The following is a 22,664-nucleotide window of genomic DNA, read 5'->3' as shown; positions in this document are numbered from 1 at the left end:
GAAGAAACGGCGAGTGCGCGATCAGTGGACCCAGCGCAGGCTGGCGTCCGCGTCGCTGTGCGCGTCGCCACGCAACAGTCGTCCGCCGGCCGCGAGATTGGCCGCCAGCACGTCCATCGGCAGGCTGACCTTCACCGCGAACAACATGCCGTCGCCCTGCGCGCTCAGCGTCGTGACCTGACGCACCGATGGATCGGCGCGCAGCGTGGCGAGCAGGTTGGCGTAATCGGACGCCGAGTTGATCTGAGATACCCACAGCTTGCCATCGACGGTGGCCGAGCCGATCACGTTCATCTGCTTGCCCAGGCGATCGGCCAGGCCGTTGCCCGCATCCGTGAGCAGCGCGGACGCATTGGCGCCATCGTTGTTCCAGCGCTGCTGCGGCCCCCCCGAAACCAGTACCCAGTCGGCGCTGGTGCCGTGCAGCTGGCCCAGCAGGATCAGGCCTGTCTTGTACTGGCGCGCCAGGGTCGCCACCTGGTCGGGTTCGGCGCTGGTCAGGTTCGGCGTATCGCCGGTCTTGGCCGGATCAGCCAGCACGGTGCTGTATCCCCGCGCCGCCACCGCCTGGGTAAGTGCCGTCAGCGCCTCGCGGGTCAGCACGCTGCCGTCCTCGTCGCGTACCACCAGCAGCACGGGTGGGCGCGGGCCGGCGCTCGCCACGCCCAACTGGGCGACGGTGCGCTGCACGGCCGCCTCGTCGAAGGTCACCTGCAGGCTCATGCCCGTGGCGGCACGCTGGTATTGGTACTGCTTGACGATGCCGCTGGCGCCCTTCAGCGCATCGGGGTAACCGGGCTTGCTGCTGAGGTCCTGTCCGCCGGAAGTGCGCGCCAGCACCTGCGCCAGCGCATCGCCAAAGGCATTGGTGCGCGCCGCATCGCTGGTGTCGGCCACCGACACCACCACCGTATAGGGCGACACCTGGCCTTGGGCGTGCACGGACAACAGCGGGGCGAAACCCAGCATCAGACAGACGAGCAGCAGGCGGGACAGGCGCATGGGGAAGCGGCATCCGGTGGGAAACATCGGGAGTCTGCCCAATCCGGCCCGCAGCGTCCATCGAAGCGGTCGCGCTTCCTGCAGCAGCCTGTGCCCGGTGCTCAGGCAGGTTGACGCCTTGGCTGCTACAATTTGACGTTTCTCCACGCCGGGTTAACCCCATGTCCGACGCCCTCACCTACCGCGCCGCTGGCGTCGACATCGACGCGGGCAATGCCGTGGTCGAACGCATCAAGCCACTGGTCAAGCGCACCTCACGTCCTGAAGTCATGGGCGGCCTGGGCGGCTTCGGCGGGCTGTTCGACCTGTCCGGCAAGTACAAGGAACCGGTACTGGTGTCGGGCACCGACGGCGTCGGCACCAAGCTCAAGCTGGCCCAGCAGCTGGGTCGCCACGACACCATCGGCATCGACCTGGTCGGCATGTGCGTCAACGACGTGCTGGTGCAGGGCGCCGAGCCGCTGTTCTTCCTCGACTACTTCGCCACCGGCAAGCTGGACGTGGACACCACCGTGGCCGTGGTCGGCGGCATCGCCAAGGGCTGCGAGCTGGCCGGTTGCGCGCTGATCGGCGGCGAGACGGCCGAAATGCCCGACATGTACCCGCCGGGTGAATACGATCTGGGCGGCTTCACCGTCGGCGCGGTGGAAAAGTCGCAGCTGCTCAGCGGCGACGCCATCGTGGCGGGCGACGTGATCCTGGGCGTGGCCTCCTCCGGCCCGCACTCCAATGGCTACTCGCTGATCCGCAAGATCCTCGAGCGCGCCGGCAACCCGCTGGACCTTGACCTTGGCGGCGTGACGCTGGCCGACGCGCTGATGGCGCCGACCACCATCTACGTGAAGCCGATGCTCGAGTTACTTCGCGCGAATCCATCGCAAAGCCCCGCCCATCCATGTGCGGACTCCTCAATGCCGGTGCACGGCATGGCCCACATCACCGGTGGCGGCCTGAAGGAAAACATCATCCGCGTGGTGCCCGACGCACTCGGCATCCAGCTGGACGCTGCCGCCATCGTGCTGCCGCCGGTATTCGAGTGGCTGATGCGCGAAGGCAACGTGGCGCGCGAGGAAATGTGGCGCACGTTCAACTGTGGCGTCGGCTTCACCGTGATCCTGCCGCGTGACGCCGTCAGCGCCGCCTCGACCCTGCTGGCCAAGCATGGCCTGGCCAGCTCGGTGATCGGCGAGATCGTGCCGGCCCAGGGCGACGAGCGCGTCCACATCGGCTGAACCACCATGTCGCGTCTTCGCGTCGCCGTGCTCGCCTCCGGGCGCGGCAGCAATCTGCAAGCCCTGATCGCCGCGCGTGACGCGGGCGAACTGCCGATCGACCTCGTGCTGGTGGGCAGCGACAAGGCCAAGGCCGGCGCACTGCAGCTGGCTGGCGACGCAGGCATTCCCACCTTCGTGCTCGATCCCAAGGCCTTCGCCAGCCGCCGCGACTTCGACGTCGAGCTGTTCCGACGCCTCGATGAAAGCGGCGCAGACGTGCTGGTGCTGGCCGGCTTCATGCGCATCCTCGATGGCGAAGTGCTGAAGCCGTGGGTAGGCCGGATGATCAACATCCATCCGTCGCTGCTTCCGAAATACCGTGGCCTGCACACGCACCGGCGCGCGCTGGAAGCCGGAGATGCCGAGCATGGCGCCAGCGTGCATTACGTCACTGCCGAACTGGATGGCGGACCGGTCATCGCGCAAGCCCTGATCGGCATCCGGCCGGGCGACGATGAATTGCAGCTGGCCCAGCGCCTGCTGACGTTCGAACACCAGCTGTTGCCCGCCGTGCTCCGGCTCATCGCCGAGAGTCGTTTGTCACTGCTGCCTCCCGACGTGGTGGTGCTCGATGGCAATCCACGAAACGGTCCACTGCAACTGCGCAACGGCCATCTGGTTGACTGAGCTCGCCACCGGGCCTCTACGACACGTTCAGGATCGGCACGTAGACTTCAGGTCCATGACCCAGTCCAACACACTCCGCACGTTCGTCGCCGGCCTGGTGCTGGCGTTCTCCGCCTCCGCCGCGTTCGCCGCAAACACACCGGCGCCGTTCACGGCAACCTACCAGGTGTCCCAGGGTGGCCAGCCGATCGGCCAGGCCGTGGTTACGCTGCGCTCGGCAAGCGACGGCCAGTGGGAATACAGCAACCAGACCAAGGGCACCTCCGGCCTTGCAGCAGCGCTCGGCGCCAACTCCAACGAAACGACGCGCTTCCGCTGGAACAACAACACGCCAGAGACGGTGAGCTATGACTACCGCATGGATGCCGCGATCAAGAGCAAGCAGCGCCATACCGAGGTGAACTGGACCACCAACCAGGTCACCGTGGACGAAGGCAAGGGCCCGATGAACTACGCCAGCGTTCCCGGCCTGGTGGACCGCAACACCGCGCCCTACGCCATCGGCCTGGCGCTGCGCGCGGGCAAGCAGAGCGTTGCGTTGCCGGTCGCGGTGAAACGCAACGTGGAGACGCAGACGTTCAAGGTAGCCGGCAAGGATGCGGTGAAGGTGCCCGCAGGCAGCTTCCAGGCCGATCGTGTGGAGCGCAGCGACGACAACAAGGCGTTCAGCGCGTGGTACGCGCCGCAGAAGTATCCGGTGCCCGTGAAGCTGGCGCAGAGCGACGGCGGCAATCTAACGTTGGAATTGGTGAGCTACAAGAACGGCAACTGAGGCTGACAGTTCGACCTCTGCGGGAGCGCACCCAGTGCGCGACCGCAGCGCGTGATCGTTACCGCTTTGTAGGCTTGTCGCGCACTGGCTGCGCTCCTACAAATGACTCTCGCAAAGAAAAAAGGCCGCTTACGCGGCCTTTTTTATGCAATCCGATCGCCACTTTCAAGACGGCAAACGACGGATCTTCGCGCCCAGCACGCCCAGCTTTTCCTCGATGTTCTCGTAACCGCGATCGATGTGGTACACGCGATCGACGGTGGTGTCGCCCTCGGCGACCAGGCCAGCCAGCACGAGGCACGCCGAAGCACGCAGGTCGGTGGCCATGATCGGTGCGCCGCTCATCTTCTCCACACCCTTGATGATCGCGGTGTTGCCTTCCAGGCGGATGTCGGCACCCAGGCGCTGCAGTTCCAGCGCGTGCATGAAGCGGTTCTCGAACACCGTCTCGGTGATCACGCCCACGCCTTCGGCCACGCAGTTGAGCGCGGTGAACTGCGCCTGCATGTCGGTGGGAAACGCCGGGTATGGCGCGGTGGTGATGTTCACCGCTTTCGGGCGACGACCGCGCATGTCCAGCTCGATCCAGTCGGGGCCCGTGGAGATGTGCGCACCGGCGTCTTCCAGCTTGGCCAGCACGGCATCCAGCGTGTCGGCGCGCGCGTTGCGGGCGCGCACCTTGCCGCCGGTCATCGCCGCACCGACCAGGAAGGTGCCGGTCTCGATGCGGTCAGGCAGCACTTCGTATTCGGCGCCATGCAGGCGCTCGACGCCATGGATGGTGAGCGTGGATGTGCCGGCGCCTTCGATTTGCGCGCCCATGGCGATCAGGCAATGCGCCAGGTCGACCACTTCCGGCTCCTGCGCCGCGTTCTCGATGATCGTGGTGCCCTGTGCCAGAGCGGCGGCCATCATGATGTTCTCGGTGCCGGTGACGGTGACCATGTCCATCGAGATGCGTGCGCCCTTCAGGCGCTTGGCCTTGGCCTTGATGTAGCCGTTTTCCACGACCACGTCGGCACCCAGCGCCTGCAGGCCGCGGATGTGCTGGTCGACCGGACGCGAGCCGATGGCGCAGCCGCCCGGCAGCGACACTTCCGCCTCGCCAAAACGCGCCACCAGCGGGCCCAGCACCAGGATCGACGCGCGCATGGTGCGCACGAGGTCGTAGGGGGCGAAGTACTTGTCGGTCGAGCGCGGGTCGATGTGCATCTTCATGCGGTCGTCCAGCACCAGCTGCGTGCCCATCTGGCCGAGCAGCTCGATGAAGGTGGTGACGTCGTGCAGATGCGGCACGTTGCTGATCGCCACCGGCTCGTCGGCCAGCAGGCAGGAAGCGAGAATCGGCAGCACGGCGTTCTTGGCGCCGGAAATGCCTACCTCGCCATGAAGCGGCTCGCCGCCGCTGATCAGGATCTTGGCCATCGTAGTCCTTGCGAATGTAGTGCTCGGGAGTCGCAGCGCTGCCGATTACCGGCGCGCCGCGGCCTCCTGCGGGGTAAGGGTTTTCAGGGCCAGCGCATGGATCGCGCCGCCCATGAGATCGCCCAGCGTGGCGTAAACCAGCCGGTGGCGTGCCAGCGGAAGCTTGCCGGCGAACTGTTCGGCCACCACTTCAGCCTCGAAATGCACGCCGTCGTCGCCGTTCACGGCGACCTGCGCACCCGGCAGGCCTTGTTCGATCATTGCCTGGATGGTGGCAGCGTCCATGGGTTTTCCACTTGCAGGGTTGGGGTCAGCGCCGGGACTGGAGGCGATCCAGGCCCATTGGCACCGACTATGACGTTAAAATGCAAATATGCCATGTTAATGGAAAACGTCTGTCGCAGAAACGACACGTGCTGACGGCGCCCTTCCCACCCAGGCCTGCGTCACCACTCAACCCCATGACTCAACGGAACATTCATCCTGACTTACCCGTTCAGGGTGATGACTAAATTCCGGCACCAGCCTTCGAGGACGCATGAACGCCCACGCCGCCACCACCAGTCCGCACGCGATCAACGCCGACGCCATCGTGCGCAGCGCGCGAACCGTGATCGCCACCGAGGCGGCCGCCATCCGTGCGCTGGAGCCCCGCGTCGGCGCGGAATTCGTGGAAGCCTGCCGGCTGATCATGGGCTGCGCCGGACGCGTGGTCGTCACCGGCATGGGCAAATCCGGCCACGTGGGCCGCAAGATCGCGGCGACACTGGCCTCTACCGGCACGCCGGCCTTCTTCGTCCATCCCGGTGAGGCGAGCCACGGCGACCTGGGCATGATCCTGCCGCAGGACGTGGTGCTGGCACTGTCCAATTCCGGCGAAACGGACGAAGTGCTCTTCATCCTCCCGGTGATCAAGCGCCAGGGCATTCCGCTGATCGCGATCACCGGCAACGCGAATTCATCCCTGGCCGACCAGGCCGACGTGCATCTGGATGCCAGCATCGCGGCCGAGGCCTGCCCGCTGGGACTGGCGCCCACCGCCAGCACCACCGCGGCGCTGGTCATGGGTGATGCACTGGCCATTGCGCTACTGGAGGCCCGCGGCTTCACCTCCGAAGATTTCGCCCGCTCGCATCCGGCTGGCAGCCTGGGGCGCCGCCTGTTGCTGCACATCAGCGACATCATGCATACCGGCGAAGGCATCCCGGCCGTATCGCCGAATGCCACGCTGACGCAGGCGCTGATGGAGATGACCCACAAGCATCTGGGCATGACCGCCGTGATCGACGGCAACCGTCGCCTGCTTGGCGTGTTCACCGACGGTGACCTTCGCCGCGCCCTGGATGACGACGGCGTCGACCTGCGCGGCGCGACCGTGGCCGAGTTGATGACACGCGGTCCCAAGACGATCACGGCCGACAAGCTCGCCATCGAAGCCGCCCAGCTGATGGAAAAGCACCAGATCCATGCGCTGCTGGTGGTCAATGACGATCAGCAGGTGGTTGGCGCCCTGAACATTCACGATCTGCTCCGCGCGCGCGTGGTCTGATCGAAAGCCCTCCGTGCACCGTGTCGCCCCTGCGGCGTTTGACGGTAACGCCTTCCCGCCCCCTTGCCGACCGTGCCCATGTATCTGGCTGACATTTCCGCAGACGTACTCGCCCGTGCCGCCAAAATCCGCCTCGCTGTATTCGACGTGGACGGCACATTGACCGACGGCCGCCTGTGGTACGGCGAGGACGGCCACGAGACCAAGGTCTTCCACGTGCACGACGGGCTGGGGCTCAAGCGCCTGATGGCCAACGGCGTGCAGGTGGCGATCATCTCCGCGCGCATCAGCCACCCGGTGGCCCTGCGTGCGGAGGAACTGGACATCGCCCACGTGTACCAGGGCCAGGGCGACAAGCGCGCCTGTCTGGACCAGCTCCTCGAGGCGCTGGCGCTGTCTCCGGAAGAAGTGGCCTTCGTCGGCGACGATCTGCCCGACCTGCCGCCCATGCGCATCGTCGGTCTGGCCGTGGCCGTGGCCAACGCCCACCCGTGGGTAGCTGAGCAGGCGCACTGGCAGACCACGCATGGCGGCGGCCTGGGTGCGGCACGCGAGGTGGCCGATGTGATCCTGCACGCGCAGGGCAAGTCCGATGCGGAGCGGGGGCGCTGGCAGTGAACCTGCGTACCTACGTGCGCGACCGCGGTGTGCTGGTCGCGATCATCCTTATCGCCGCTGCCACGGGCGCGGCCCAAGGGCTGTATTGGTGGCTGGCACCGGCACCGAAGGTGAGCGACTTCGTGGGTCCGCCGCGTTCGGGCTACACGCTCACCAACTTCCGGCTGTGGTCGTACGGCGTGGACGGCCTGCCCAGCTTCAACATGGTCGCCCCGCACCTGGAACGCCGCGAGAACGACGAGTCGCTGTACATCAACACGCCCAAGTTCGAGCTGCCCTCCAACCAGGACAACGTGCCGCCCTGGCTGGGCGAGTCCCTGTATGCGTGGGTGGACAAGAGCGGCACCCTGCTCAAGCTGCAGGGGCCGGTGTATATGCACCGGCTCGCCTTCCCGGACAATCCTGCCGCCGAAATCCATACTTCCGACGTCACCGCGTGGCCCAAGGAAAACCGCATGGAGACGGCCACCGCGGCGCACATGGTGCAGGGCGACAGTACAATGAGCGGGGTTGGCATGCGTGCCAACCTCAACACCAATCACATGGAGCTGCTCGATGAAAGCCACGGCTCGTTCCCGCCGCGCAAAAAGAAGTCGTCCTGAGCTTTCCCTCGGGCTGCTCTGCCTTGGCGTTCTCTTCCTGCAACCGGCATTCGCCAAGCAGGACGACCGCAACCAGCCGATGAACTTCCAGGCGAAGTCCACCGACGCGTACAACGCGCCGAACACCGTCAGCACGCTGACGGGCAACGTGATCCTTACCCAGGGCACGCTCAAGGTGACGGGCAGCGTGGCCAAGGTGCACCTCGACGCCGACACGCAGATCGCGCGCGTCGTCGTCACCGGCAGCCCGGCGCACATCCAGCAGTTGGACGACAACAACAACCTGATGCAGGGCGACGCGGCCACGCTCGACTACGACAACATCAATGGCATCGCCGTGCTGATCGGCAATGCGTCGGTGACGCAGCAGGGTCGCGGTGAGTTCCACGGCGACAAGCTCACCTACAACACCAATACCAGCCTGATCACCGGTGAATCCGGTGGCGAAGGCGTGGTGCATGGCATGTTCCTGCCCAAGGTCAAGCCCGCTACGCCGACACCGCCGCAGGCGCCGAAACCGGCCGAGGGCCACTAATCGATGCTTTCCGCCGAAGGTCTGCAGAAGAGTTTCAAATCGCGCCAGGTCGTGCGTGACTTCGCTTTCTCCATCCGCGAGGGCGAGGTGGTCGGCTTGCTTGGCCCCAATGGCGCGGGCAAGACCACCTGCTTCTACATGGTGGTGGGACTGATCGAGGCCGATGCCGGCACCATCAAGCTGGACAAGCAGGACATTACCGGCCTGCCCATGCATCAGCGCGCCAAACTCGGCATTGGCTATCTGCCGCAGGAAGCTTCGGTGTTCCGTCGCCTGAGCGTGGCCGACAACATCATGGCCGTGCTCGAGCTGCGCGAGGGCTGGGACGAAAAGCGCCGAGCCAATGAGCTGGAGAGCCTGCTGGACGAGCTGAAGATCTCGCACATCGCGGGCCAGAAAGGCATCAGCCTTTCCGGCGGCGAGCGCCGTCGCGTGGAGATTGCCCGTGCCCTGGCTGCGCACCCGCGCTACATGCTGCTGGACGAACCGTTCGCTGGCGTGGACCCCATTTCAGTGGGCGAAATCCAGCGCATCGTGCGCCACCTCAAGGAGCGCGGCATCGGCGTGCTCATCACCGACCACAACGTGCGAGAGACGCTGGGCATCTGCGATCGCGCCTACATCCTCAACGACGGCGAAGTGCTTTCGCGCGGCACGCCGGCCCATATCCTTGCCGACGAGAAGGTCCGGGAAGTGTACCTGGGTCGCGAATTCCGCCTCTGATCCTCGTGCTGTAACACTCGGGCTACACCGCTAAACCGGAGGTAGTACGCGATTCGGCCTTTGACCTATGGCCGACATGGAGGGCACGCGTTAGGATGACTTTGAGTTCATCCTGACCGCCTGGCATGAAACCCGGACTGCAGTTTCGCCTCAATCAGCAGCTTACGCTCACGCCGCAACTGCAGCAGGCCATCCGCCTCCTGCAGCTGTCGCAGTTGGAGCTAGAGGCCGAGCTGCGCCAGATCGCGGAAAGCAATCCGCTGCTGGAGTTCTCCGAGGACAACCCGGAGGAAGCCGAGGGCGAGGAAGAGCGCAGCATCGTCGAGTTGCCTGCGAGCACGCCAAGCTCGAGCAGCAACGACATGGGCGACGATACGGACGCGACCGAATGGACGGCCGACGACGGCGGCGCACCCGAAGATCCGATCGACTTTTCCGGCGTCAGCGGCTCTTCACGCACGGGCGCCAATGGTGCCAACGGCGACGAAGAGGGATTCGAGCCACAAAGCGCCGCGCCGGAAACGCTGCAGGAGCACCTGCTCTGGCAGCTCAACCTCACCCACATGAGCGCGCGCGACCACACCATCGCCGAAGTGCTCATCGACTCCCTGAATCCGGACGGCTATCTCACCGAGAGCATGGAATCGTTGATCGCCGCGCTTCCGCCGGACGTCAAGGCCAGCGCCGCCGAGATGGAACATGTGCGCCGCCTGTTGCAGCGTTTCGATCCGACAGGCGTGGCCAGCCTGGACCTGCGTGACTGCCTGCGCGTGCAACTGGAACAGTTCGGCGCCGCCACGCCGCAGCGCGAACTCGCCCTGCGCATCGTGGACAGCGAGCTGGAACTGCTCGCGCGCAACGACATCGCGCGCCTCGCGCGCAAGTTGCGAGCGAGTGAGGACGACGCCGCTGCCGCTGCCGTGCTGATACGCAGCCTCGATCCACGCCCCGGCGCGGCGCTCGATGTCACGCCCGTGGAATACGTGGCACCGGATGTCTACGCGCGCAAGGACAGCGGGCGCTGGCGCGTCAGCCTCAACCCGGACTGCCAGCCGCGCCTGGGACTGAACCAGCACTATTGCGGACTGATCGCACAGGCACGCGGCACCGACGCCAGCTGGATGCGCGGCCAGTTGCAGGAAGCGCGCTGGCTCATCAAGAGCCTGGAATCGCGCGCGGAGACGCTGCTCAAGGTGGCCGAGGCCATCGTGCGACGACAGAGTGCCTTCCTCGACTACGGCCCCGAAGCGATGCATCCGTTGGTGCTGCGCGAAGTGGCCGAGGAGGTGGGCATGCATGAATCGACCATTTCCCGCGTGACCACGCGCAAGTACATCCACACGCCGCGCGGGACCTTCGAGCTCAAGCATTTCTTCTCCAGCGGCGTGTCCACCGAAGACGGCGGCAGCGCATCGGCCACCGCCATCCAGGCCATGCTGCGCAAGCTCGTCGATGCCGAAGACCCGCGCAAGCCGCTCTCCGACCAGGCGATTGCGGAGGAACTGCACCGCAAGGGCATCCAGGTAGCCCGACGCACCGTGGCCAAGTATCGCGAGGCCATGCGCATCCCCAGCTCCAGCGAGCGTCAGCGCGCTGGCTGAACATGTCTTCCTGCGCTGTGGCAAAGCGTCCCGGGGAACTTGGCGGCGAAAAAGTCGTCCTCATAATCAATGGCAAGGCTCCGAAGAGCACGTTCCGAGGCGTGAAGGGATTCCTAACGCGAGCCCCACGACAAAGGCGCATAGTGACTATCCCGATTTGGTGAGGAGGCCGGAACGTTCCATCGGAAACCAACCGTTTTCAAAGGTGTGTCGGTAGCGACACGAAACGACCGACGCATCGTTCCCTGCCGCATCAGCGGCATGTACCAGAGGAGGCGCAACATGCAAGTTCAGCTCAGCGGCCAGCAGATTGAAGTCACCCCGGCCCTTCGGGATCACGTAAACAGTCGGCTCGACCGCCTCACCCGCCTCGACGAACGCAGTCTCAGTCTCAGCATCGTGCTTTCAGTGAACAAGTTGCAGCAGCGCGCCGAAGGCACGCTTACCGTGACCGGTTCGTCCCTGCACGCCGAAGCCACTGAGAACGACATGTACGTCTCCATCGACGTCCTGTTCGACAAGCTGGTGACCCAGTTGCGCAAGCATCGCGAGAAGATCTGCGACAAGCACCAGCGCGCCTCGCGCGAAGAGCGCCTCTACGGCTGACGCTGTCCCGGCCCGCCCGCCCCGGGCGGGCCTTTCCCCTCCCGCATACCGCTTCCAAGGCGCCCGCCGGTGCGAACTGGCACAATGTCCGTGTAGCCGCCGGGGCCATGTGGCCTTTCCATCCGCGGCGCAAAGGACCTGGCTTGGACCGGCTGACTGCCCGACAAATCTACGATGGTGTTCACGAGCGCATGGCGTTGCGCTGGGTCTCGGGCATGCGCGGCGAGTCGCGCGCACTGGAACAGGCCGCCACGACCACCCGTCGCCCGTCGTTGATCGGCTATCTCAACGTCATCTATCCCAACAAGATCCAGATCATCGGTACCGAGGAGCTCAACTACCTCGACGGGCTGGATTCGCGCCAGCGCTGGGAGGCGATCAACAAGATCGCGGCGTACCAGCCGGTGGCGATCATCGTGACCAAGGACCAGGCCATTCCCACCGACCTGCGGGAAGTGGCCGAGGAAACCAACACGCCGCTATGGATCAGCTCCAAGCGGGGACACGAGTTGCTGACCTGGATGCAGTACTACCTGGCGCGCGTGCTGGCGCCCAAGGTGACGCTGCATGGCGTGTTCCTGGAAGTGTTTTCGATCGGCGTGCTGATTACCGGCGAATCGGGCTCGGGCAAGAGCGAGTTGGCGCTGGAACTGATCAGCCGCGGCCATCGCCTGGTCGCCGACGACGCCACCGAGTTCACCCTGATCGCACCTGATGTGATCGACGGCACGTGTCCCGAGCTGTTGCAGGATTTGTTGGAAGTGCGGGGCCTGGGCGTGCTGAACGTGCGCGAGATGTTCGGCCACACGGCCGTCAAGCCGTCCAAATACCTGCGCCTGGTAGTGCACCTCAAGCCACTGCGCGAAGGCGAGGATACCGATGGTCTCACCCGCCTCACCGGCGACGTCGGACGTCGCGAGATCTTCGAGGTGCCGGTGCCGATGATCACCATTCCCGTCGCGCCAGGCCGCAACCTCGCCGTGCTGGTGGAGGCTGCCGTGCGCAATCATGTGCTCAAGAGCAAGGGCATCGATCCGGCCCAGACTTTCATCGACCGCCAGGCGCACCAGATGCGCCGGCTGCCTCCGTGGTGAACCATGAGCGATAAACCTCTCCCTGCTTCACCTGGCGCCACGCACCTGATCGTGCTCACGGGCATGTCTGGCGGCGGCAAGACCGTCGCGCTGCGCGCGCTGGAGGATCTCGAGTTCTACTGCGTGGACAACCTGCCCACGGCCCTGCTGCCGCAGCTGGTGGCTGCCGTGCGCAAGGACGCGGGCGAAAAGCGCCGGCATGTGGCGGTGGGCGTTGACGTGCGCAATCCCGTCGAAGACCTGCAGCGCATGCCGGCCATGCTGTCGGAGCTGGCCTCCGCTGGCGTGCATGCGCATCTGATCTTCCTCGACAGCCGCGACGATGTGCTGATCAAGCGCTACTCCGAAACGCGCCGCCGCCATCCGCTGTCGCGGCGAGGCGTGTCGCTGGCCGACGCGATCGCCGAGGAGCGTCGCCTGCTGCGTCCGCTTTCCGCGATTGCCGACAAGGTGATCGATTCAAGCGAGCTCAACGTGCATCAACTGCGCCGCCTGATCGCCACCGGCTACGCGGATGCCACTGAAGGCCTGACCCTGATGTTCCAGTCGTTTGCGTTCCGCCGCGGCCTGCCGCTGGACGCTGACTTCGTGTTTGACGCGCGCTGCCTGCCCAACCCGCACTGGGACCCGACGCTGCGTCCGCTGTCCGGCAAGGATGCGGCCGTGCGCGAATACCTCGATGCGCAGCCACTGGTGAACGAGTACCTGGGCGATACCATGCGCTGGCTGGACACCTGGCTGCCGCGTTTCGAAGTGGACGATCGCAGTTACGTCACCATCTCCATTGGCTGCACGGGCGGACGACACCGCTCGGTGTATCTGGTGGAGAAGCTGGCTTCCCATTACCGCGCGCTGCGCAACGGCGTGCTTACCTTCCACCGGGAACTCGAGTGATCGCCATGCTGCCCATCCACAGTGGCACGCCGTCATGAGCGTCGGAATCTTGCTGATGACGCACGAAGCGGTCGGTCAGGCGCTGATTTCGGCGGCCCATCACGTGCTGCCCAAGCTGCCTTTGCAGGTGGATGCCGTGGAGGTGCCGCCGCAGGCCGATCCCGACGTCATGCGCACGCTGACGGCCAGGCACGCACGTGAACTCGACCAGGGCGACGGCGTGCTGGTGCTGGCCGACCTGTATGGCGCAACGCCCTGCAACATCGGCCTGTCGCTGGGTGCACTGGGCGTGCGGCTGCGCTGCGTATCGGGACTCAACCTGCCGATGCTGTTGCGCGTTCTCAATTACGCAGAAAAACCGCTGGATGAGCTAGCGGAAATAGCGGCCAGTGGCGGCCGCGGGGGAATCTTCATCGATCATGCTTGAACAAGAGATAGTTGTTTCGAACAAACTGGGCCTGCACGCCCGCGCTTCCGCCAAGCTGGTGCAGCTGGTGCAGGGTTTCAAGTCGACGGTATGGCTGGTGAGCAAGGGGCGCGAGGTGAATGCGCAAAGCATCATGGGCGTCATGATGCTGGCGGCAGGCATCGGAACTCCGCTGACCGTACGCGCCGATGGCCCCGACGAAGCGTCGGCCATCAGCGCCGTCGTCGACCTTTTCAATCGCAAGTTCGACGAAGGAACCTGAGTGACAGGCAAGATCGCCCGAACGTTGCAACCTGAGGCCGCATTCACGGCCCGGTTTGGTGCGTCGTGCGATCTTCTCCGGACGGGATTCGCGTTGGCGGGATGCCGGCGCCAACCATGGCCGCACGGGCCATTTCGCCACGGAGGGTATGCATGAGGCAGATCTTGTCAGGCACGACGGCGGCAAAGGGCATGGCCCTGGGCCGCGCGCGCCTGGTGCAACCCAGCCGCTACCTGGTCGATACCCGTCCGCTCAACGAAGACGAAATCGATGTCGAACTGGCCAAGCTGCACCGCGCGCTGGAGACGGCCCGGCAGGAACTGCGCGAGCTGCGCGGGAAACTGCACGGCGCATTGGCGCGCGAGGTCAATGAATTCATCGACGCGCACAGCCTGCTGCTGGACGATCCGGAGCTGCTGCGCGGCCTGGACGACCTGGTGCGCATCGGCCACTACCGTCCCGGCGCGGCACTGAAGAAGCAGCGCGACCGCCTCGCTGCCGTGTTCGAGGCCATGGACGACCCGTACCTGCGTTCGCGCAAGGAAGACGTCGACCAGGTCATCAATCGCGTCATCTCTGCCCTGCAACGCCAGACCAGTCGCGAGGAACGCAAGCTTGCCGCGCGCGTCGGCGAGATCCTGATCGCCGACACCATCGCGCCGGCGGACATGGCGCACCTCGCTGGCGCAGGCCTGCTTGGCGTGGTGGCCAGCTCGGGCAGTGCGTATTCGCACAGCGCCATCCTGGCTCGCAGCCTCGACCTGCCGATGCTGGTGGGCGTGCGCGATGCCCTGTCCACCATCCACGACGACGACCTCATCCTGCTCGATGCTGAGCGCGGCGAGGCCGTGGTGCATCCCACCGCACAGGATCTTGCGCGTTATCGCTCATGGCAGCGCGAAGCCGCGCAGGAAGGCCGTCGCCTGGCGACGCTGGCCAATGCCCCGACGCGCACGCGCGACGGTATCGACATCAAGCTGTTCGCCAATGCGGAAATGCCCGCCGACATCGCCATGGCCCGCTCGCGCGGCGCCGATGGCGTGGGCCTTTATCGCACCGAATTCCTGTTCCTTCGCCAGAAGGGCCTGCCCACCGAGGACGAGCAGTTCAACGCCTATCGCGACCTCGTACTGGGCATGGGCGGCCTGCCCGTCACCATCCGCACGCTGGATCTGGGCGCCGACAAGGCCGATGCCGCGGGCCTGGTGCTGCGCGGCGAAGACAACCCGGCGCTGGGCGTGCGCGGCGTGCGTCTGTCGCTGCGCTATCCGGCGGTATTCTCCACGCAGATCCGCGCCATCCTGCGGGCCGCCTGCTATGGGCCGGTGCGCGTGCTGGTACCGATGGTGACGCAGCCGGATGAACTCATCGCGGTGCGCACGCTGTTCAAGCTCGCGCGGCAGGAGCTGAAACGCGAGAACATCGACCTGCCGGAAAAGCTGCAGCTCGGCGCAATGGTCGAAGTGCCTGCCGCTGCCATCAACGTGCGCGCGCTGCTGGAACATGCGGATTTCCTTGCCATCGGCACCAACGACCTGGCCCAGTACGTGCTCGCCGCCGATCGTGGCAACGACGCGCTGGACAACATCTACAACCCGCTGCAACCGGCGCTGCTGCGGCTGCTGTCCTATGTGATCGCCGAAGGACGGCGGGCGAAAAAGCCCGTAAGCCTTTGCGGCGAGATCGGTGGCGACACCAACTTCACTTCGTTGCTGCTGGCATTGGGGCTGTGCGAATTCAGCATGCATCCCAGCCAGCTTCTGCACGTGCGCGACCGCCTCGCGGCGCTGGACCATGCCACGTTGCGCGCCCACGCACCGCGCATCCTGCGCGCACGCACGCATGAGGAAGCTGAAGCGTTGCTGGCTTCGATCACGGGTTAGACGTTTTTTTGAACGGACGTTGCGCGCGATTGCAGTGTTGCGCGAGAGGTTGTCGCGCACAGGGTGCGCTCCCACAACGGCGCGGCGACAACCGTTGAATGCCGATCGACTATCCCTGCAGGAGCGCACCCAGAGCGCGATGGCCGTGTCGCGCAAGAGTGCGTCGCGCCGAACCGAAGAGGCGCGCATCGCGCACTGGGTGCGCTCCTACAAGGAGACGGCACGCATCGGCTTAAAGAGCGGTCAACTCGCGCTGGCGAGGAAGGCTTCGATCAATGCGCCGCGATAGCGCTGGCGATGAAGCAGCAGCGACAACTTTCGCTGCAGGTCGAGGAACGGCGTGCGCAACACCTTCAGCCGCCCCGCTGCTACGGCATCGATCACCGCCACTTCGGGAACGCAGGCGATGCCCAGCCCGGCGATGATGGCCTGCTTGATCGCTTCGGCCTGGTCCAGCTCCAGCACCGTTTCGCCGGGCGGCAGGCTTGCCAGGGCACGTTCGCTGAGGCTGCGCGTGGCCGAGCCTGGCTCTCGCAAGACCCAGCGCGCACCGGCAAAGTCCGCCGGCTGCAATCGCCGTTTGCGGGCGAGCGGGTGATCCGGCGAGGCGCAGACCACCAGCGCGTCGTCGCGCCATGGCCGCACTTCCAGCGATGGATGCGCCACCGGCCCCTCGACGCAGCCCAGTTCCAGTTCGTGATCGAGCATGGCGGCCACGATCTCCGACGTATTGGAGACACGCAGACGCACGGAGACATGCGGATGCTCGCGCACGAAATCGCCGAGCAACTCGCCGACGCGGTAGTTGCCTACGGTATTGCTCGCGCCGACGCGCAGTTCGCCACCGAGTGCATGCGCCTGGCCCTCGCCCACACGGCCAAATTCCGCATAGCGCTCCAACAGCTCCTGCGCCAGCGGCAACAGTTCGCGGCCTCGGGTGTTGAGCCGCAGGCGTCCCCGCTCACGGGCGAACACCGGAGCATCGAGCTGACGTTCCATTTCGGCCAGCGCCATGCTTGCGGCCGGCTGGGTGAGGTGCAGCGCTTCGGCGGCGGAACGCACGCTGCCAAGGCGGGCAATCTGCACGAACACCTCGAGCTGGCGGGGGCTGATGTTGATCATCAAGTGATCTTATAGCACGCATCAATAATTCAAAGTTTTCTTGATGGAAGGCCAGGAGGACAATGCGGCCATTGCTGGAGATCCTCATGAACGCCGCCACCGTCGCCACCCAGGCATCCCCCACCCTTTCGCAGCGGGCCCCCGGCCTGCTGCTGGCGGTTGTCGTGGCCCTGGTCGCGCTGGGGTTGGGCAAGTGGCTGCCGTTGATCGGCGGTCCGGTGTTCGGCATCGTGCTGGGCATCGTGGTGCGCAATGCGTTTTCACCCAGCGGCACCTTCACGCCAGGCATCCAGTTCGCGGGCAAGCAGGTGCTGCAGTGGTCGATCATTGCGCTGGGTTTTGGCCTCAGCCTCGACCAGGTGGCGAAGACGGGACTGGAATCGTTGTCCGTAACGCTGGTGACGATCACGGTGGCCTTCCTCGCCGCATGGCTGCTTGGCCGTGCGCTGGGCGTGCACGACAAGCTGAAGATTCTGATTGGCGTGGGCACGGCCATCTGCGGCGGATCGGCCATCGCCGCGGTCACGCCCATCATCAAGCCGGACGAGCACGACACCGCTTTCGCCATTTCGACCATCTTCCTGTTCAACCTGGTCGCCGTGCTGCTGTTCCCTCTGCTGGGGCATGTATTGCATCTGTCGGACCTGGGCTTTGGGCTGTGGGCCGGCACGGCGATCAATGACACTTCGTCGGTGGTGGCCGCGGGCTACAGCTTCAGCAAGCAGGCAGGCGACTACGCCACCATCGTGAAGCTGACCCGCGCCACGCTGATCATTCCCATCTGCCTCGCGCTTGCCCTGGTCACCGCGTGGAAGCAGAAGAAGCAAGGCGCCGCGGATTTCAGTCTGAGCCGCATCTTCCCTTGGTTCATCCTGTGGTTCCTGGTGGCATCTGCGGCTCGCACCGTGGGCCTGGTGCCGGTGGCCATCCAGCCCGCGCTGCACATGGCGGCGGAATTCCTGATCATCGTGGCGCTCACCGCCATCGGCCTTTCGGCGAACCTGCGCAAGATGGCCTCGACCGGTGCGCGACCCATCCTGCTCGGTTTGGGCGTATGGGCGGCCGTATCGACCAGCAGTTTGCTGGTGCAGCTCGTGATCGGGCAGCTCTGAGACTCCCGCGACCACGCTCCGTGACCGTGAAAGCATGATGCAAAACCTTGCACTTGAGCCTGTTCATCGCGACGGCTAAGGTCAACGCATCCGCCAGCTGCGATACGCGCGAGTTCCCCATGCTCCTGCACGGCCAATGCCATTGCGGCAACATTGCCTATCGCCTCGCATGGGAACCGGACCCGGAACGGATACCCGCGCGCGCCTGTGACTGCAGCTTCTGCCGCAAGCATGGCGCGGTCTGGACCGGCACCCCCGAAGGCGCGCTGGAAGTGGATGTGCGCGATGCCTCGCAACTCTCGCGCTATACGTTCGGCACACACACCGCATCCTTCCTGACCTGCGCGCGCTGCGGCGTCCCTACCGTTGTCCTTTGCGACGTCGAAGGAAAGCTGCACGCCGTTGTGAACGTGCACACCTTGGAAGATGTCGATCCCGCGCGCTTGGAGCAGGTGCCGGCGAGCTTCGGCAATGAGGACGCCGCCTCGCGGGTGGCGCGTCGCCAGCGCAACTGGATCGGGCGCGTGATCTATCGCGAAGGTGTTACAGCGCCAACTGGTTGAGCAAGGACAGGGCACCTTGCAACGCGGATGCTGAGGCTTGCGGCAATCCGTGGCGCTGCACGATGTAATCGGCGCTGTTGGAGGCCATCCACGTTGCGCCGGCAGGGTCGTCCCAGACCAGTACCTTCAACGGCAGATCCAGGCCGACCAGCGGCTCCGCCTGCATCAGCGGCGTGCCGCTCTTCGGATTGCCGAACAGCAGCAGCTGTTCCTGCCGCATGCTCATGCCTGCCTGCGCCGCATCGCTGCTGAAGTCGATATGTGCAAAAACGCTGATGCCATGCTCGGCGAACAAGGCTTTGAGCTTGTCGATCGTATGTGGCACATCCTGTGCCGCGCGCAGCAGCACGACGCCTTTTTCGGTTGCCGGGAATGCCATGGGACGCCCTCCTCGCTGCGGGGACAGCGAAAGGGCTGATCATCCGCCCGTTGGCGTCAAGCCCGCGCATCGGAACGCACCCCGCATACGCGGGATGCGTTCGATCTGCTCAGCGCACGCCACCGCCAGCGAAGAGATGCTCGCCGGTGAGCCAGTACGAGTCGTCCGAGGCCAGGAAGGTGACGATGGAAGCAATGTCGTTCGGCTGGCCAATCCGCCCCAGCGGGGTCTGCGACACCGCATGCGCGTGGAAGTCGGAACCGATGAAGCCCGCCGTGTGCGTGCCCTCAGTCTCCACCATGCCCGGATTCACCGCGTTGACCCGGATCTTGCGCGGGCCAAGCTCGCGCGAAAGCACGCCGGTGATGGCATCCACTGCGCCCTTGGTGCCCGTGTAGACGGCACTGGTTTCCGGCACGATGCGCGTCACCAGCGAGCCGATGTTGATGATGCTGCCGCCTTCGCCCAGGTACGGCGCTGCCGCCTGCGTGGTCAGCAGGAGGCCGAGCACGTTCACGTTGAACTGCTTGTGGAAATGTTCCTCGGTGATCTGTTCCAGCGGGCTGAATTCGTAGACGCCGGAGTTGTTCACGAGGATGTCGAGGCGGCCGAAGGCCTTCACGGCGGCATCGACGATCGCCTTGGCATCGCCGGCCCTGGAAACATCGCCGCCCACGGCGACGGCCTTGCCGCCGGCCTTGGTGATGTCGCCGACGACAGTCTCCGCGCCGGCCTTGCTGGAGGCGTAGTTCACGACGACGGAGGCGCCTTCGGCGGCCAGCGATTTGGCGATGGCGGCGCCAATACCCTTGGAGGCGCCGGTAACAACGGCAACTTTACCTTTGAGCTTGCTCATGACGGGTCCTGATGGGGAGGGTTGGAAAGGGTCAGTCCTGGAAGTCCTTAACTTCCATAGTTCGCAACATACGAACTTATGAACTAATTTTCAAGGGCTGCTAAAATGGCCCCATGAGGCCGCTCACCCACCCCTCCATCGAGCACGTCACCGTCGAAGGCATCCTGCATGCGCTTTCCGACCCCGTGCGCGCGACCATTTACGCGCAGCTGGCCTGCGCGGATGCCGCCAACAGCTGTTCGGCGTTCCTGCAGATGGAAGACCGCTGCATCCCGAAGTCGACCCTGTCGCAGCATTTTCGCGCGCTGCGCGAAGCCGGACTGATCCGCAGCGAGCGCCGCGGCGTGGAGATGCTCAACACCACGCGTTGCGCGGAAATCGAGCAGCGCTTCCCCGGCTTGTTGCCGGCCATCCTGCAGGCACACGCGATCCAGTCCGGGCAGTCGAAACCGGCCAAGCGCAAGTCTGCTGCTCGGTCACGCGTTGGTTGATCGCCAGCCTTCGCGCTAGCTCACCGAAGAAGCCAGCAGGTCCTCGATGCGCACCGGCAGGTCGCGCACCCGCACGCCGGTGGCGTGATACACCGCCGCCGTGGTGGCGGCCGCGAAACCTGCCAGGCCGATTTCTCCGATGCCACGCACACCCATTTCATTGAGCACGGTGTCCGGATAATCCAGGAAAACGACATCCATGCTGGGCGCATCCGCATGCGTCGCCATCATGTAGTCGGCCACGTTGCTGTTGGCCACCATGCCGTTGCGCGGGTCATAGTGATTTTCTTCCAGTAACGCCATGCCGACGCCCATCGTGATGGCGCCTTCAATCTGGTTGCGGCCGGTCAACGGATTGACGATACGCCCGGCATCGATCACGGTTACCACGCGTCGCACGGCCAGGCGCGCCAGATGCGGCCGCCACGTCACCTCCACGAAATGCGCGCCGAACGAATGCGTGGAATACGGTTTGTTCTTCTGCCCGAAGGTGCCGTCGGATTTGCCCCGCCCTTCCACATGGCTCAGTCGCGCCGACGACAGCACGTCCTCGAAAGACCGCGCGCCGCTGCCGTCCTTGCGCTGCACCTTGCCTTGCGCAAAGACGAGCTGGCTTGCGTCGACGCCCTTGAAGTGCGCGCTGTCCTCGCTGGCTGCCGCCAGCAGGCGCTCGATGGCTTGGCGCGCTGCCTGCGCGACCGCAGGCACCAACGAACCTGTAGCCATCGAGCCACCCGAAATAGGACCCGGCGGCAAGTTGCTGTCGCCGATCACCACGCGTATGCGACTCAGCTCCACACCGGTGAGTTCGGACGCCATTTGCGCCATCACCGTGTACGTGCCCGTGCCGATGTCCTGCGTACCGCTGGCCACGCGCACGGTGCCGTCGGCGTTGAACATCACACTGGCTTCGGCCGCCCAGCGTTCGGCGATCCAGCTGCAGGCCGCCACGCCCCAGCCAAGGATGGCGTCGCCCTCGCGCATGGACCCCACGCCGGCACGGCGTTTGGCCCAACCGAATTTCTCAGCGCCGACGGTAAGGCTTTCCTTGAGATGCCGCGACGAAAACGGGACGTTCTTGCTCTCGTCGATGGATGGCTCGTTGAGCAGACGCAGCTGCACCGGATCGACGCTGGCCGCCACGGCAAGTTCGTCCATCGCCGATTCCAGCGCATAGAGGCCGGGCACTGCACCCGGACCACGCATGGACGTTGCCGGCGACACATCGCGGTATGCGGCCTTGCCGATCACGCGCAGGTTGGGCGTGCTGTACATGAAGCCTGTCGCCTCGCCGCAGTTCTCCCTGTAATCCGCGCCACGCGCGCAGTGGTACAGGTAATCGTGTTGCAGCGAGACGAGTTTTCCCTCGCGGGTAGCGCCCAGCCGCACGCGCTGCTGCGTCTGCGGCCGATGCCCCACGTTGTGGAACATCATGCGGCGCGTCACCACCAGCTTGACGGGCTTGCCAAGGTCGCGCGCGGCGGCGGCCGCCAGCAACGAGTGCGGCCAGGGCCACAATTTGCCGCCGAAACCCGAGCCCAGATACTCGGTGATGATCTGCACGTTCTCCGTTGGCACGCCCAACATCTGCGCCATGGCCTCGCGATGGTTCATCACCGCCTGCGTGGTTTCGTAGAGCGTGAAGCGCGTGCCATCCCACACGGCCACGCTGGCATGCAGCTCGATCGGATTGTGCGTTTCCGCCGGCGTCGAATAGGTCTGATCGATCCTCAGGACAGCAGATGACCAGGCCTTGTCCGGATCGCCGCGTTCGGTGTCGGGCTTCGATGTTTCGTCGGACGCCAGCTTCGTACTAACGTCCGGTGACGTGCTATCGGCATAAGTCACCTGGACGCGCGACGCGGCGGCCGTCGCATGCTCGAAGGTATCCGCCACCACCAGCGCCACATACTGTCCGTGATAGCGGATGACATCGTCCTCCAGCGGCGGACGCCGTTCGTCGATGCGCGCCTTGCTGGACTTGGGCATGCGATAGAAACGACCGATGTTGTCGTGCGTATAGACCTTGCGCACGCCGGGCATGGACGAGGCTTGCTGCACGTCGATGGATTCCACCCGCCCGGTGGCCACCGTCGCACTCACGGGCACCGCGTAAAGCATGCCCGGCAGCACGCGATCGGAGCTGTAGCGCGCCGTGCCGCTGACTTTCAGCGGGCCGTCCACACGCACCGTGTCGCGCCCGACGACGGGCAAGGCTGTCACCGTGGAAGCATCGGACATGCTCGT

General features: G+C 65.3%; 25 protein-coding genes. 18 read left to right on the top strand and 7 right to left on the bottom strand.

The window, feature by feature from the left end:
* Nucleotides 1-21 precede the first annotated feature (21 nt).
* The gene (locus VFG49_RS18355) at nt 22-1,002 is read right to left on the bottom strand and encodes a DUF2066 domain-containing protein (RefSeq protein WP_324863270.1); all 981 of its coding nucleotides are present in this window, start codon (nt 1,000-1,002) and stop codon (nt 22-24) included.
* 161 nt (nt 1,003-1,163) lie between these two features.
* On the opposite strand from VFG49_RS18355, the gene purM reads away from it, so the two are divergent.
* The 3 genes from purM to VFG49_RS18340 are packed head-to-tail and all read left to right on the top strand — an operon-like array spanning nt 1,164 to nt 3,675.
* Nucleotides 1,164-2,234 (top strand): phosphoribosylformylglycinamidine cyclo-ligase, encoded by a 1,071-nt coding sequence (purM, locus tag VFG49_RS18350; RefSeq protein ID WP_324863268.1) that lies wholly within the window; start codon nt 1,164-1,166, stop codon nt 2,232-2,234.
* Nucleotides 2,235-2,240: 6 nt separating this feature from the next.
* A complete protein-coding gene (gene purN, locus VFG49_RS18345; RefSeq protein ID WP_324863266.1) occupies nt 2,241-2,903 on the top strand; it encodes a phosphoribosylglycinamide formyltransferase in 663 nt (220 codons plus the stop codon).
* A gap of 55 nt (nt 2,904-2,958) precedes the next feature.
* Complete coding sequence (locus tag VFG49_RS18340) at nt 2,959-3,675, top strand: DUF3108 domain-containing protein (RefSeq protein WP_324863265.1); 717 nt, start codon at nt 2,959-2,961, stop codon at nt 3,673-3,675.
* A gap of 165 nt (nt 3,676-3,840) precedes the next feature.
* On the opposite strand, the gene murA is transcribed toward VFG49_RS18340, so the two are convergent.
* Nucleotides 3,841-5,100, bottom strand: a complete 1,260-nt coding sequence (gene murA, locus VFG49_RS18335) for a UDP-N-acetylglucosamine 1-carboxyvinyltransferase (protein ID WP_324863263.1) — start codon at nt 5,098-5,100, stop codon at nt 3,841-3,843.
* A gap of 45 nt (nt 5,101-5,145) precedes the next feature.
* Nucleotides 5,146-5,385, bottom strand: a complete 240-nt coding sequence (locus VFG49_RS18330) for a BolA family protein (protein WP_324863261.1) — start codon at nt 5,383-5,385, stop codon at nt 5,146-5,148.
* Between the two features lie 253 nt (nt 5,386-5,638).
* Here VFG49_RS18330 and VFG49_RS18325 point away from each other — a divergent pair, with 253 nt between their 5' ends.
* From VFG49_RS18325 to ptsP, 12 genes are all read left to right on the top strand, one after another.
* Nucleotides 5,639-6,649 carry a KpsF/GutQ family sugar-phosphate isomerase gene (locus VFG49_RS18325; RefSeq protein WP_324863258.1) on the top strand — a complete coding sequence of 337 codons (1,011 nt, stop codon included), beginning with the start codon at nt 5,639-5,641 and terminating at the stop codon, nt 6,647-6,649.
* Between the two features lie 78 nt (nt 6,650-6,727).
* Entirely contained in the window at nt 6,728-7,267 is a 540-nt protein-coding gene (locus tag VFG49_RS18320) for an HAD-IIIA family hydrolase (RefSeq protein ID WP_324863256.1), read from the top strand.
* Complete coding sequence (gene lptC, locus VFG49_RS18315) at nt 7,264-7,869, top strand: LPS export ABC transporter periplasmic protein LptC (protein WP_324863254.1); 606 nt, start codon at nt 7,264-7,266, stop codon at nt 7,867-7,869. Before VFG49_RS18320 ends, lptC begins: the two co-directional genes overlap by 4 nt.
* Nucleotides 7,823-8,404 (top strand): lipopolysaccharide transport periplasmic protein LptA, encoded by a 582-nt coding sequence (gene lptA, locus VFG49_RS18310; RefSeq protein WP_324863252.1) that lies wholly within the window; start codon nt 7,823-7,825, stop codon nt 8,402-8,404. Before lptC ends, lptA begins: the two co-directional genes overlap by 47 nt.
* 3 nt (nt 8,405-8,407) lie before the next feature.
* Nucleotides 8,408-9,127, top strand: coding sequence for an LPS export ABC transporter ATP-binding protein (lptB, locus tag VFG49_RS18305; protein ID WP_324863250.1), 720 nt, complete (start codon nt 8,408-8,410; stop codon nt 9,125-9,127).
* 125 nt (nt 9,128-9,252) lie between these two features.
* A complete protein-coding gene (locus VFG49_RS18300) occupies nt 9,253-10,728 on the top strand; it encodes an RNA polymerase factor sigma-54 (RefSeq protein ID WP_324863246.1) in 1,476 nt (491 codons plus the stop codon).
* Nucleotides 10,729-11,010: 282 nt separating this feature from the next.
* Nucleotides 11,011-11,334, top strand: coding sequence for a ribosome hibernation-promoting factor, HPF/YfiA family (gene hpf / locus VFG49_RS18295; RefSeq protein ID WP_324863244.1), 324 nt, complete (start codon nt 11,011-11,013; stop codon nt 11,332-11,334).
* 107 nt (nt 11,335-11,441) lie between these two features.
* Nucleotides 11,442-12,428, top strand: a complete 987-nt coding sequence (gene hprK / locus VFG49_RS18290; protein ID WP_324863242.1) for an HPr(Ser) kinase/phosphatase — start codon at nt 11,442-11,444, stop codon at nt 12,426-12,428.
* Between the two features lie 3 nt (nt 12,429-12,431).
* The gene (rapZ, locus tag VFG49_RS18285) at nt 12,432-13,322 is read left to right on the top strand and encodes an RNase adapter RapZ (RefSeq protein ID WP_324863241.1); all 891 of its coding nucleotides are present in this window, start codon (nt 12,432-12,434) and stop codon (nt 13,320-13,322) included.
* Nucleotides 13,323-13,356: 34 nt separating this feature from the next.
* On the top strand, nt 13,357-13,749 hold the full coding sequence (locus VFG49_RS18280; protein WP_324863239.1) for a PTS fructose IIA subunit family protein: 393 nt from the start codon (nt 13,357-13,359) through the stop codon (nt 13,747-13,749).
* Nucleotides 13,742-14,011 (top strand): HPr family phosphocarrier protein, encoded by a 270-nt coding sequence (locus tag VFG49_RS18275; protein ID WP_324863237.1) that lies wholly within the window; start codon nt 13,742-13,744, stop codon nt 14,009-14,011. The genes VFG49_RS18280 and VFG49_RS18275 overlap by 8 nt, the downstream gene beginning before the upstream one ends.
* 152 nt (nt 14,012-14,163) lie before the next feature.
* Nucleotides 14,164-15,894, top strand: a complete 1,731-nt coding sequence (ptsP, locus tag VFG49_RS18270; protein ID WP_324863235.1) for a phosphoenolpyruvate--protein phosphotransferase — start codon at nt 14,164-14,166, stop codon at nt 15,892-15,894.
* Nucleotides 15,895-16,137: 243 nt separating this feature from the next.
* On the opposite strand, the gene VFG49_RS18265 is transcribed toward ptsP, so the two are convergent.
* Entirely contained in the window at nt 16,138-17,016 is an 879-nt protein-coding gene (locus VFG49_RS18265; RefSeq protein ID WP_324863233.1) for a LysR family transcriptional regulator, read from the bottom strand.
* 86 nt (nt 17,017-17,102) lie between these two features.
* Between VFG49_RS18265 and VFG49_RS18260 the strand changes: the two genes are divergently transcribed.
* Together VFG49_RS18260 and VFG49_RS18255 are read left to right on the top strand one after the other, a co-directional pair.
* Nucleotides 17,103-18,128, top strand: coding sequence for a YeiH family protein (locus VFG49_RS18260; RefSeq protein WP_324863231.1), 1,026 nt, complete (start codon nt 17,103-17,105; stop codon nt 18,126-18,128).
* A gap of 53 nt (nt 18,129-18,181) precedes the next feature.
* Entirely contained in the window at nt 18,182-18,691 is a 510-nt protein-coding gene (locus tag VFG49_RS18255; RefSeq protein ID WP_324863229.1) for a hypothetical protein, read from the top strand.
* On the opposite strand, the gene VFG49_RS18250 is transcribed toward VFG49_RS18255, so the two are convergent.
* Together VFG49_RS18250 and VFG49_RS18245 are read right to left on the bottom strand one after the other, a co-directional pair.
* The gene (locus VFG49_RS18250; RefSeq protein WP_324863227.1) at nt 18,672-19,070 is read right to left on the bottom strand and encodes a DUF302 domain-containing protein; all 399 of its coding nucleotides are present in this window, start codon (nt 19,068-19,070) and stop codon (nt 18,672-18,674) included. The two genes, VFG49_RS18255 and VFG49_RS18250, sit on opposite strands and share 20 nt — an antisense overlap.
* A gap of 109 nt (nt 19,071-19,179) precedes the next feature.
* Complete coding sequence (locus VFG49_RS18245) at nt 19,180-19,926, bottom strand: glucose 1-dehydrogenase (protein WP_324863225.1); 747 nt, start codon at nt 19,924-19,926, stop codon at nt 19,180-19,182.
* A gap of 113 nt (nt 19,927-20,039) precedes the next feature.
* Here VFG49_RS18245 and VFG49_RS18240 point away from each other — a divergent pair, with 113 nt between their 5' ends.
* Nucleotides 20,040-20,417 carry a helix-turn-helix domain-containing protein gene (locus VFG49_RS18240; RefSeq protein ID WP_324863223.1) on the top strand — a complete coding sequence of 126 codons (378 nt, stop codon included), beginning with the start codon at nt 20,040-20,042 and terminating at the stop codon, nt 20,415-20,417.
* A gap of 15 nt (nt 20,418-20,432) precedes the next feature.
* On the opposite strand, the gene VFG49_RS18235 is transcribed toward VFG49_RS18240, so the two are convergent.
* Nucleotides 20,433-22,658: a xanthine dehydrogenase family protein molybdopterin-binding subunit gene (locus tag VFG49_RS18235; RefSeq protein WP_324863221.1), complete on the bottom strand. Its 2,226-nt coding sequence runs from the start codon at nt 22,656-22,658 to the stop codon at nt 20,433-20,435.
* Between the last annotated feature and the right edge of the window lie 6 nt (nt 22,659-22,664).

Source organism: Dyella sp. (assembly GCF_035685885.1).
In the GTDB taxonomy this organism is placed as follows: domain Bacteria; phylum Pseudomonadota; class Gammaproteobacteria; order Xanthomonadales; family Rhodanobacteraceae; genus Dyella.
Note: the sequence above shows the minus strand (reverse complement) of the source record. Positions and strands in the feature narration are given on the sequence as shown.